Source organism: Chryseobacterium kimseyorum, assembly GCF_025971945.1.
GTDB lineage: Bacteria > Bacteroidota > Bacteroidia > Flavobacteriales > Weeksellaceae > Chryseobacterium > Chryseobacterium kimseyorum.
Genome location: NZ_JAPDHW010000019.1, coordinates 19,087 through 30,504, shown reverse-complemented (window position 1 = coordinate 30,504; position 11,418 = coordinate 19,087). Strand labels below are relative to the sequence as shown.

9 protein-coding genes are annotated in these 11,418 nt (G+C 36.3%); 4 read left to right on the top strand and 5 right to left on the bottom strand.

What is annotated here, in order from left to right:
- The first annotated feature begins 268 nt into the window (after nt 1-268).
- Nucleotides 269-646: a YchJ family protein gene (locus OMO38_RS18075; protein ID WP_264751584.1), complete on the top strand. Its 378-nt coding sequence runs from the start codon at nt 269-271 to the stop codon at nt 644-646.
- Nucleotides 647-1,024: 378 nt separating this feature from the next.
- Here OMO38_RS18075 and OMO38_RS18070 read toward each other — a convergent pair whose 3' ends face one another.
- Both OMO38_RS18070 and OMO38_RS18065 read right to left on the bottom strand, forming a co-directional pair.
- Nucleotides 1,025-1,525: an FKBP-type peptidyl-prolyl cis-trans isomerase gene (locus tag OMO38_RS18070; protein WP_191737889.1), complete on the bottom strand. Its 501-nt coding sequence runs from the start codon at nt 1,523-1,525 to the stop codon at nt 1,025-1,027.
- 103 nt (nt 1,526-1,628) lie between these two features.
- Nucleotides 1,629-1,880 (bottom strand): VF530 family protein, encoded by a 252-nt coding sequence (locus OMO38_RS18065; protein ID WP_264751583.1) that lies wholly within the window; start codon nt 1,878-1,880, stop codon nt 1,629-1,631.
- A gap of 736 nt (nt 1,881-2,616) precedes the next feature.
- On the opposite strand from OMO38_RS18065, the gene OMO38_RS18060 reads away from it, so the two are divergent.
- From OMO38_RS18060 to OMO38_RS18050, 3 genes are all read left to right on the top strand, one after another.
- Nucleotides 2,617-2,787 carry a hypothetical protein gene (locus tag OMO38_RS18060; protein ID WP_264751582.1) on the top strand — a complete coding sequence of 57 codons (171 nt, stop codon included), beginning with the start codon at nt 2,617-2,619 and terminating at the stop codon, nt 2,785-2,787.
- Complete coding sequence (locus OMO38_RS18055; protein WP_264751581.1) at nt 2,784-3,992, top strand: metallophosphoesterase family protein; 1,209 nt, start codon at nt 2,784-2,786, stop codon at nt 3,990-3,992. The genes OMO38_RS18060 and OMO38_RS18055 overlap by 4 nt, the downstream gene beginning before the upstream one ends.
- A 179-nt stretch (nt 3,993-4,171) precedes the next feature.
- On the top strand, nt 4,172-7,210 hold the full coding sequence (locus tag OMO38_RS18050) for an SbcC/MukB-like Walker B domain-containing protein (RefSeq protein ID WP_264751580.1): 3,039 nt from the start codon (nt 4,172-4,174) through the stop codon (nt 7,208-7,210).
- 65 nt (nt 7,211-7,275) lie between these two features.
- Here the strand turns inward: OMO38_RS18050 and OMO38_RS18045 are convergent, their stop codons facing one another.
- From OMO38_RS18045 to OMO38_RS18035, 3 genes are all read right to left on the bottom strand, one after another.
- Nucleotides 7,276-7,710: a lipocalin-like domain-containing protein gene (locus tag OMO38_RS18045; protein ID WP_264751579.1), complete on the bottom strand. Its 435-nt coding sequence runs from the start codon at nt 7,708-7,710 to the stop codon at nt 7,276-7,278.
- 89 nt (nt 7,711-7,799) lie between these two features.
- Complete coding sequence (locus tag OMO38_RS18040) at nt 7,800-8,819, bottom strand: LLM class flavin-dependent oxidoreductase (RefSeq protein WP_264751578.1); 1,020 nt, start codon at nt 8,817-8,819, stop codon at nt 7,800-7,802.
- Nucleotides 8,820-9,071: 252 nt separating this feature from the next.
- Nucleotides 9,072-11,213, bottom strand: coding sequence for a S9 family peptidase (locus OMO38_RS18035; protein WP_264751577.1), 2,142 nt, complete (start codon nt 11,211-11,213; stop codon nt 9,072-9,074).
- Nucleotides 11,214-11,418: the final 205 nt, after the last annotated feature.

Here is an 11,418-nt window from a genome sequence, read left to right as displayed (position 1 = left end):
AATTTTGATTTTTGGTCTAAAATCTGTGAAAATCTGTGCAATCTGTGGGATATTTTAAACACAAATTGCACAAATGATCTCACTAATGACACAAATTTAAATCTACTTCATTGCAAAATTTGCGTGAAATAGATTTTGGCTAAAGCCGAATGGATTTTATATAAATTACAGACGGGCTAAAGCCCGTCCCTATTGAATTAATCTTTGTGTAATTCGTGAAAAAATATTCGTGTACATTTGTGTTTTAAAATTAAAATCAAAAAAAAAAATGAACTGTCCATGCTGCTCCGGAAAAACATATGAAGAATGCTGTAAACCTTTTCATACCGGAGAAAAATTTGCTCCGACCGCGGAAGCTTTGATGCGTTCACGATTTTCGGCATTTGCTATTCCAAACGGGAAATATTTAATGGAAACTACCTCACCAAGCAAAAGGCAATTTCACAATACAAAAGATCTACAGGAATGGGGAGAAATAAACGAATGGACAAAACTGGAAATCGTCAGTAAGCCATCGATGAATAAAGTGGAATTCAAAGCACATTATACCGATGAAGACGGAGAAAAAAATATTCATCACGAATTATCAACATTTAAGATGATTCAAAACCGTTGGTATTATGTTTCTGGAGAATTTTTGGACTGATAATTTAACCACAAGAACTTTTAACACATAAGTCACAGAGATTTTCTTGGTTTGAAAACATTTTTAGAACACATTAGAGAAAAATCAAAGATTTTTAAAGTGAGTGTTTGCACTGTCCTACATTCTTAATAATAAGCATACAATGAAAATCTTTGATTTTCAACTCTTATGTGTTCTAAAATATTTTCAAAGTTTTCAAGCTAAAACTAATGTGACTGATGTGTCAAAATTTCCCGCAGATAATACTTTTTTGAACTTTATTTTTAAAATTATGAAACTTTAATAATTAAAAAATCTTTTGTGACTTTTGTGGTTAAAGTACGCATAAAAAAATGTCCAGCATTTCTGCCGGACATTCTTATTTTATGTAGAAAACTCTTAGTGAGCCTCGTTTCCGTCGATACCGTGAGCATGACCGTGAGACAATTCCTCCTCCGTTGCAGGACGCGTATTTAAAATCTCAACCTGGAAATCTAAAACTTTCCCCGCCATTGGATGGTTAAGGTCTGCAATTACAGCTTCAGGAGTAACGTCTACTACAAAAGCCTGAAAATTATTTCCTTCGTTATCTGTTAGAGGCAAAATAGCTCCCACTGGTGGAAGTCCACCATCACCGAACATCTCAATTGGCAATTGAGCAATCGCATCTTCCTGTTTCTCACCGTAAGCTTCTTCCGGCTGAATCACGAAAGCAGCAGTATCACCAGCCGTTAAACCGTGGATATTCTGTTCAAATTTAGGAATCATCATTCCTACACCATATAAAAATGTAAGCGGATTTTCTGCTGTAGTTTCTTCTACAAGGATTTTGCTTCCATCCTCTTCGATAGTGTGAAGAACATACTTTACAGCTACCACATGATTGTTATCAATTGTCATATTTCTTTTTTTGCGTGATTTTTTTCACGATTAAACGGCACAAATATACTGTTTTTGAAGGAATTGATTCATTAATTATCACTAAAGAATCATCTGCAACATACTAATTTTTATTTTTTGCTTCCTGCTTTTTTTTCTGTCTCAAAACATAAAGATACAGACTTTCAACCTTCGCTCTTGCCCAATCTGTTTTTCTTAAAAACTTCAGTGACGAATTGATGCTTGGATTATCGGTAAAGCATTTGATGTTGATTTGTTTTCCCAATTCCTCAAAGCCCTGATAATATTCTACCAGTTCCTCAAGAATGGCATCGAGACGTTTTCCGTGTAAAGGGTCTTTTGACTGTTGCTCCATAATTTGGCAAAGTTAATTATTTCATTTCTAAACCTCATCTAAACCTCATAGATTTTGAAAACCTATGAGGTTTCATGCTTCAAACTTACTTATAACAATGCTAGATACGCAGTTCTAAACCTAACGGGTTTTTAGAAACCCGTTAGGTTTAATGTTGCAAATAAGGTTGTTTCGAGCAAATTATTTCGCATTTTATCACAAACAATAGTGAAACAAACAAAATGCAACTGCGGGAAGTCACAAACAACCAGTTTTAGTTAAATGTAAACTGCATTTGGTTACAAACAGCGGTGAAACAAACAAACTGCAACTGCGGGAAGTCACAAACAACCAGTTTTAGTTAAATGTAAACTGCATTTGGTTACAAACAGCGGTGAAACAAACAAACTGCAACTGCATTTTATTACAAACAGGTTGTTTTAAACAAAATGCAGACTCCTTTAGTTGTAAACAAGTTGTTTTAAACAAATATACATCTCCCACAATTCCAAACAAGTTGTTTACAGAAAAGAGAAATTTCTATTTTTTTTAAACCGACAATTAAAAAAACAGAATTTAATTTGAGAAAAACCGTAGATAAAATGATTGTGTTTGGCATAAATTAGAATTAAAAATCTAATAAGTTCAAACACAGAAGGGAACATCTAAATTACTTTCGATTTAATGTTTTCTCTAAAGAATAGATTAATTTAGCTAAACCGATTTCAAAATTGAATGAACATACAATAAATTTGAGATGAGCAGAAATACAGACGCCAACAAAAAAACATACAATAAAATAATCGCCAACAAGAAGCGAAAAATTCAGGAAGCTGAGCTGAAAAGAAAGAACCGCCTGAAGGAAATGCGTGAAATTACGAAAGCTAAATTAGCCGCAGAAAAGGAACAAGAAGACGAAATAAAATGAAAATCCTCCACACCGCCGACTGGCATTTAGGCAAACGTCTTGACCGTTTTTCAAGATTGGAAGAACAGGTTTTGGTGATGAACGAAATCGTTGAGACTGCAGACCGCGAAAACGTTGACCTGGTTTTAATTGCCGGAGATTTATTTGATAATTTTAATCCGAGTGTTGAGGCGACAGAACTTTTCTATAAAACTTTAAAACGCTTATCTATAAACGGAAAACGTCCCGTGATCGCCATTTCGGGAAATCATGATTCTCCGAGTCTGATCGATGCACCGGATCCTTTGGCTAGAGAATGCGGAATTATTTTGATTGGTCATCCGAAAGCTCAGATCACGCCTTTTGAACTTGAACATTTTAAAATTTCAAAAACTGCGTCTGGTTTTATCGAACTGGAATTTAATAACCAGAATTTTCCTGTCAGAATTTTGCACACGCCTTATGCGAATGAAGTCCGTCTGAAAGAATATCTGGGAGAAAATAAGGATGAGGAACTCAACCAGGTTCTGAGAGAGAACTGGAAGCAAACTGCCGATGAATTCTGCGACGAAGACGGGGTCAATCTTTTGATGGCTCATTTATACATGAACAAAAAGGGGGCGCCGATGCTGGAAGAACCTGAAGGTGAAAAACCTGTTAAAATCGGAAATGCAGACCTGATCTGGTCCGATATTATTCCGCATCAGATTCAATATACGGCTCTGGGGCATCTGCACGGTTTTCAGAACATCGGAACCGTGGAAAAACCTGTTGTTTATTCTTCATCTCCTTTATGCTACAGTTTCAGCGAGGCCGGACAGACGAAATATGTTTCCATCATTAAAGCTGAACCTAAAAAAGCCATTTCATTTGAAAAAATTGCTCTGGATAACGGAAAACCTCTGGTCAGAAAGACCTTTGATTCTGTAGAAAAAACCATTGAATGGTTGCAGGAAAATCCAAATACCTTGGTTGAACTCACGCTAGAAAGCGAAACTTTTTTAAAGGCCGAAGAAAGAAAAATTATCTATCAGTCTCATGGCGGTATTGTGCATTTAATTCCAAAAATTAGAAATCAGGTCTTGAATGATAATAATTTAGGCGAAATTAATCTTAATCAGGATATTCAGGCGCTGTTCAAAGATTATTTTAAATCTAAAAACGGCGGTCAGGAACCGAATGAAGATTTAATTAATCTGTTTAATGAGATAGCTTCAGGTAAATAACAATCAAGGATTTTTCTTAATCTGCAATATATTTTTAAACCGCAAAAGAGACCAAAGAAGATTATAAAATGTAGGAATTCAAAAGTTTGCAAAATGTAACATTTTTATTTTGCACACTTTGAAAAACTTTAAGCATCAAAATATTTCTCTTTAGCGGTAAACAAAACACACATTTAAAAATGATTCCAATTCAACTCACTTTAGAAGGTCTTTACTCCTATCAGGAACGTCAGAAAATCGATTTCGAAAGCCTGACGGAAGCTGGTTTGTTCGGTATTTTCGGATCGGTAGGTTCCGGGAAATCTTCTATTTTGGAAGCGATTTCTTTTGCATTGTATGGCGAAACTGAACGTCTGAATTCGAGAGATAAACGTGCTTACAACATGATGAATCTGAAATCAAATAAGTCTCTGATTGAATTTGATTTTATTAATTATGAAAACAAAAAATTCCGTGCAAAAAGAGAATTTAAAAGAAATTCAAAGAATTTTGAAGATGTAAAAACGCCTGAAGTCACTTTCTATGAATGGAAAAATGACAATTGGATACCGCTGGAACATTCCAGTGCGGAAAGAATTATTGGGTTGAGTTATGCGAATTTTAAGCGGACAATTATTATTCCTCAGGGGCAGTTTAAAGAGTTTCTTGAACTGGGAGCGACTGAACGGACGAATATGATGAAGGAGATTTTCAGTCTTCACCGTTTTGATTTACAGAAAAATGTTTCGGATCTGAATACCAAAAACAAATCTGAACTCGATCAGCTGGAAGGTCAGCTGAAAGGTTTTGAAGAAGTGAACGAAGAACAGATTTCCGCACAGAAAGAACATTTGAAACTCGAGCAGCAGAAATTTGAAGAGATCAAAATTCAGTTTAAAACTATTGAAGATAAATACCAACAGTTAAAAAATTTAAAGACCGATTTCGAATCGTTAAAACAGAAGAAATTTGATTTTGAAAAACTCAGTTTGCAGAAAACCGAAGTTGACGAACTGGAAATTAAAACGGAGCTCTTTGACAAGGTTTTCAGAATCTTCACACCCATTATATCGGAAAAAAATAAACTGGAGAAGGAAATTTCAGAACAACTGAAAAATAAAGAAAATCAGTTTAAAATTTTACAGGAAACTGAAGCGAGATTTGAAGATATTAAAAGTAAACTGGCTGCGATTCTTCCAAAATTTGAAGCATTGGAGCAATCTAAAATTCAGGAAAATGATTTGAGCCTAATCCTGAAAATGCTGGAATATTCTGATGATATTAAAACTTTAAAAATCAGAACTGAAAAAGGTTCGGAGAAAGTAAAAGAGGTTGAGGCTACACAGAAATTAATTCAAAAAAGAATAAGTGAATTCACCGAAAATACTGAGGCTTTAAAACCTAAAAAAATAGATTCAAATACTTTAATACATGTTGGAAATTGGTTTTTGGAGCAGAAAAATTTAGTTGAATCAGCTAAAAATCAAATCGTAAAGATTGAAGAAGCTCAGATTAAAATTGAGAAACTGGATGCTGAACTTATTCCTTTTGCTGTCGATCCTGCAAACTATAAAGAAAATTTTAAACAGAAATCTGATGCTTTAGAAACGGAGGCAAAAAAACTTTCAGAACGGAGAAACCAGCTTGAAGTTCAGCAGAAACTGGCTCATTTTGCCGGAGAACTGCACGACGGAGAATCCTGTCCGCTGTGTGGCGCACTCGAACATCCGAATATTGTGGAATTTGATGATGTGAATGCTGAATTAACTGAAATTAAAAAACAGATTGAGCAAACCGAAATTCAAAAGAATACCTACCAAAAACAAGTTTCTGAAATTGAAAAGATTCTTGACCGAAAAAAGATTTTTGAGGACCAGCAGAAAGCTGAGCAGGAAAATTTAAATCAGATTACAATTAAAACTGAGACGCACAGAAAAAACTTTGTCTGGACAGATTTTAATTCTGACAATGAAGCGGAGTTTGAGCAGAAACGCCAACAGTCCCTTGAAATTGAAAAGCAGATTGAAGAACTGACACAACAGATTTCCGGGCAGCAAAAAACTCTGGAAAAAGAGCGTGAACATCTGGAAAAATATAAAAAAGCTCTGGAAGAATTTACACTTGACGAAGCAAAAAAAGAAGAACAGATCAAAACGAGCGAAGCCAATTTGAAAATTTTAAATTGGTCAGATTATAAAGAGAAAGAAACTGCTGAGATTGTAGATATTTATAAAAAACTTGCACAATCCAACCTTGAAACTGAGCAGAACTATCAGCAGCTTGTAAAAGATGAGAAGGAAATCTCGCCTAAAGTAGCGGAACAGAAAACGATTGTCAGTCAGTTGAAAACCAGAATTTCCGAATTGGAAAAAGAGATTTCAGAGAATGAAAATATTTTAACGAAATCCTTAGTTGAAAATAATTTCATTGATGTAAAGGCTGTGCAAAACATTCTATTGCAGGAAATGAATGTGCAGCAGGTAAGAAATACCATTCAACAATTCAGAATACAGTTTGAAACACTTAAGAACGGAATTGCCGATCTGGAAGCCAAACTCAAAGATTTTTCTTTTGATGAAGAACAATTTGCTGAAGCGGAAAATCAGTTTAAAACTGCTGAAAATGCTTTAAAACTTGCCAACGATTCTGTCGTAAAAATCGTTTCTGAAATTGACCGGCTTGAGAAAGAATTTAAGAAAAAAGAAAATCTTCTGTTGGACTTGGCTAAAGTTCAGAAGCGTCGTGAAAATCTTGCAATCATGCAGAATCTGTTCAACGGAGCTGGATTTGTGCGGTACATCTCGTCTATTTATCTGAGACAGCTGTGCGACCATGCCAACGTCCGTTTTCACCGGATGACGAGGAATCAACTAAGTTTACAGTTGAACGAAAACAATGATTTTGAAATCATCGATTACCTCAACGAAGGTCGCAGCAGAAGTGTGAAAACCTTATCTGGCGGACAGGCTTTTCAGGTTTCATTGAGTTTAGCTTTGGCTTTAGCAGAAAGTGTTCAGACCAATGCACAGTCGGAGAAGAATTTCTTTTTCATCGACGAAGGTTTCGGAACACAGGATGTAGAATCGGTGAATATTGTTTTTGAAACGCTGATGAATTTACAGAAAGAAAACAGGATTGTCGGCATCATTTCCCACGTGGAAGAACTGAAGGAAAAAATTCCGGTTTCACTGCATATTACAAAGGATGAGGAAAGAGGAAGTTTGATTAAGATTGTCTGATAAAAAAATCCGTCTCATTTTTGAGACGGATTATCAGTTTTTTGATTATCTATATTTGGTGACAATTATCTGTAAAAATACATAACCATTTTATCATTGACGCCATCGCCATTTTCATCGTTTTCATCTGCTACAATTTGCAGCTCGTTCTGAGTGAGTGCAAGAACATCCGTAGTATCGCCATCAACTGTAATCTTCTTGGTTGAGGAATTATAAGAATAGTTCTCTGTGAATGTACCATCTACACCGCAAGTACCATCTGCTTTTGTGTAAAAAATATTTGTTGTTAAAACTCCGCTGGAAGCAAATTCATAAGTGTTTTTCTTGTCGCAGTCATCCGGCATTTCAGTATCTAAAATTGCGTTGTTTGTTCCACTGTAAATAACAGTTTTAGCTTCCTTCCATGTTCCCACGATAGAAACCTGTTCTTCTGCTGAATCATCGCTAGAGCACGACATTACTGCTAAGACACCTAGTGACAGCATTGTTAATTTTTTCATATTTGAATTTTTTTTAGGCTTCAAATATATTTATTTTTCCCAAGTCACCAAATGATTTATCACACAAATATGATATTCTTTAAAAAATACTATTTAATCTGCTTCTTAACATCTGTTCCAAACAGTTCGATTGACTTCATCATGATATCATGAGCCGGATCTCCCACATCCATGTGGCCGATAAATCTGGTTATCCCGAAAATTTCTTTCATGTAATTGATTTTATCGGCAACATGATCTGCATTCCCGATGAATAAAGCACCTTCTCTGGCTTTTCCGCCGTCGTACTGCATCTTGGTAAACGGTGCCCAACCTCTCGCCTTCCCTATTCTGTCCATCTGAGATTTGTAGGTATTAAAATAGCCGTCAACCACATTTTCGTCCTCGCTCACAAACGTATGTGAATGAATGGCAATCTGCATTTCAGATTCATCATGACCTGCCTTACGGTATTCCTGTTTGTAAAATTCAATTAAATTTTTAAACTGAATCGGCATTCCCCCGATAATTGCAACTACCAATGGCATTCCTAACTGAGCAGCACTTAAAACAGATTGTGGAGTTCCGCCAACCGCTCTCCAAATCGGAAGTTTACCGTTATTTTTCGCTCTCGGATAAACTGTCTGATTCTGCATGGGCGCACGCAATTTCCCTGACCATGATACGTTTTCCTGTGAATTTATTTTTAATAATAATTCTAATTTTTCGTCAAATAATTCTTCATAATCATTCAGAGAATATCCGTACAGAGGAAAAGATTCAATAAAACTTCCACGGCCCACATAGATTTCGGCTCTTCCGTCTGAAATGAGATCTAAAGTTGAAAAGTCTTCATATACTTTCACGGGCTCAGACGAACTTAAAACCGTTACGCCACTTGCTAATTTTATATTTTTGGTAATACTTGCTGCGGCTGCCAAAACCATTTCCGGCGAAGACACGGCATAATCTGCACGGTGATGTTCTCCCATTGCGAAAACATCAATTCCGACCTCATCCATCAGCTTTACCTGCTCCAGAATTTCACGGATTTTGATTCCGGCATCTCTATATTTTCCTGTCGTCTGGTCAATTGCCAAGTCGCCAAACATTCCAATTCCTAATTCCATTATGTTGATATTTATAGGACAAAATTAGGATAATGAAGGATTAAAAACGTTGATGTTTGGTAAGAACGGAGATTCAAACACTAATGTCACGAATGCTTTTCACAAATTTCACAATTAAATATTGATATCGTTCGTGAAAAAATTAATTTCTATTTGTGTTTAAGTTTAGAATAAAAAAATCCAATCTAAAAATAGACTGGATTTGATATCATTAAATAATTTTAAAGCTAAATGCCAAAAGCCATTCGCTATCTACTTTTTCAAATTCTGATCAAAATAATCAGTTACTTTCTGCATCAGGTGTACTCGGTCTTTTCCGATTACATTGTGGGGATGACCCGGATAAACGAAATAATCCAATTGAACGCCGTTATCCACGGCAGACTTTATGAATTTCATCGAATGCTGCCAAACCACTACATCATCCTGCGCACCGTGAATCATCAAAAGTTTTCCTTTTAAATTCTGAACCTTGTCCAAAAGATTAGAAGCCGCATACCCTTGAGGATTTTCCTGTGGAGAATCCATATATCTTTCACCGTACATAATTTCGTACATGCTCCAGTCGATTACCGGTCCGCCAGCAACTCCCACTTTGAAAACATCAGGCTGACGAAGCATAAAACTTGTTGTCATAAAGCCACCAAAGCTCCATCCGTGAATTCCTAATCGCTCAGAATCTACGTACGGAAGTGATTTTAGATATTTTACACCCTGCAGCTGATCGTTCATTTCTGTTGTTCCCAGATTTCTGAAAACAGCCTGCTCAAATTTCATCCCACGGTTTGAAGATCCTCTTCCATCCATTGTGAAAATAATATAGCCGTTTTGTGCCATGTATTCGTACCAAAGATTCCCCGAAGCCGGAAAACTGTTGGTGATGAGCTGCAAATGCGGTCCATTGTAAAGATATACGATAACAGGATATTTTTTATTCGGATCAAAATTGGTCGGAAGAATAATTTTTCCGTACAGTAAAGTTCCGTCGTCGGCTTTTAGATTAATGCTTTTAATCTCAGGACGCTGATAGTTTTTCAACGGATTTTCTGAGGTCAGAAGATTTGTCGATTTCAGAGTCGCTGTATTAATAATATTGGCAACTCTCGGCGTATTGGTATTGCTGTAAGAATCATACAGGTAATTTCCGTCGCTGCTCAAAACTGCGGCGTGCATTCCTTCGGCATTGTCTAATTTTTGCGTCTTGAAAGTCGCCCAGTTGATTCTGTACAAATGTCTTTCGGTAGGACTATCCTGAGTGGAAACGTAATAAATCTCTTTTTTCTTCTCATTAAATCCTAAAATGTCGGTAACAAGCCAGTCTCCCTTGGTCATCTGCGCGATCAATCCTTTTTCTAAACTGTAATGGAAAAGGTGATTGTACCCTGTTCTCTGACTTTGCCAGATGAAATCTGTGTTTGAATTTGGGAAGAACAACAAGGGATGCTGCGGCTCAACATATTTGCTGTCGGATTCTTCGAATAAAGTTTTGACCAAAGTTCCATTCACAGCGTCATATTGATTCATTTTTAAATGATTCTGCCCTCTGTTGAGAACGCCGACAAATATGAATTTAGAATCCGGGCTCCAGGTAATTGCCGTTAAATACTGATCTTTTTCGCCTTCAATTTTCAGGAAAGTTGTTGATTCGTTTTTAATATTATACACTCCAAGGGTTACTTCGTGAGAAGTTTTTCCTGCCATTGGATATTTGATGTTCGTATTTACCGCCGGAGTTACAGACCAGTCGATGATAGGATAATCAGCAACCATCGTCTGATCCATTCTGTAAAATGCAATGTTTTCAGAGTTTGGCGAAGGGAAAATTCCGCTGTCGATTCCAAATTCGTTTCGGTGAACATTGGAAGCTCCGTTCAGGATATTTTCGTTGGTATCATTTGTTACGGCAACTTCTTTTCCGTTTTTGTTGATAAAGAGATTATTTCCTTTGGTGTAAACCAAAGTCTGGTTATCGGCAAGCGTTTTCACGTTAGCCGGATTATCTCCCAATGCTGCAGAACGCTTTACTTTCCAATCGTTTCCGGATTTCTCGACCCAGTACATCTGGTTATTGGCAGAGAAATAAGCGTTGGAATTAGTTGTGAATTTTACCGGCGGAAGACCTTTCAGCTTTTTATCTGCAAAGTTTTTATTTAATTGATGTAACGAGATCAGAGTATCCTGTTTGCTGGTTTTCAGATCTGTCAAGAGATATCCGCCTTTTACAGCCTGAATATATGATTTGTTATCAGCTGACCAAGAAAACTGAGAGATGTTTTTTACCGCCAGATTGCTTCGCATACCGTTGACTGCTTCTGCCATGGTAAATTTTTGGGTCTGTGCAAAAGCAGTTCCACCTAAAACAACCATCAATAGAGAAAATTTATGTAATTGCATTGTTTAAAATTGAATCAGCCAAAAATAAGAAATAAAACCCAACCGTTAAAAAATGTTAAATGAAAGATGAATTTATTTAAGCGGTTACGCTGTTTGATGATTGAGTGTATTCTTTCTATGCTTAATAGAAATAGTCATTAAATCATAAGATGCTCGTTTCTCGCAATCGCTTTTTGAACTAAATTATTTCCTTGCTGAAACTTAT

Bases quoted from the DNA above. Each gene is read 5' to 3' on its own strand.
- OMO38_RS18075 (WP_264751584.1), top strand. From the start codon at position 269: ATGAACTGTCCATGCTGCTCCGGAAAAACATATGAAGAATGCTGTAAA.
- OMO38_RS18070 (WP_191737889.1), bottom strand. From the start codon at position 1,525: ATGACAATTGATAACAATCATGTGGTAGCTGTAAAGTATGTTCTTCAC.
- OMO38_RS18065 (WP_264751583.1), bottom strand. From the start codon at position 1,880: ATGGAGCAACAGTCAAAAGACCCTTTACACGGAAAACGTCTCGATGCC.
- OMO38_RS18060 (WP_264751582.1), top strand. From the start codon at position 2,617: ATGAGCAGAAATACAGACGCCAACAAAAAAACATACAATAAAATAATC.
- OMO38_RS18055 (WP_264751581.1), top strand. From the start codon at position 2,784: ATGAAAATCCTCCACACCGCCGACTGGCATTTAGGCAAACGTCTTGAC.
- OMO38_RS18050 (WP_264751580.1), top strand. From the start codon at position 4,172: ATGATTCCAATTCAACTCACTTTAGAAGGTCTTTACTCCTATCAGGAA.
- OMO38_RS18045 (WP_264751579.1), bottom strand. From the start codon at position 7,710: ATGAAAAAATTAACAATGCTGTCACTAGGTGTCTTAGCAGTAATGTCG.
- OMO38_RS18040 (WP_264751578.1), bottom strand. From the start codon at position 8,819: ATGGAATTAGGAATTGGAATGTTTGGCGACTTGGCAATTGACCAGACG.
- OMO38_RS18035 (WP_264751577.1), bottom strand. From the start codon at position 11,213: ATGCAATTACATAAATTTTCTCTATTGATGGTTGTTTTAGGTGGAACT.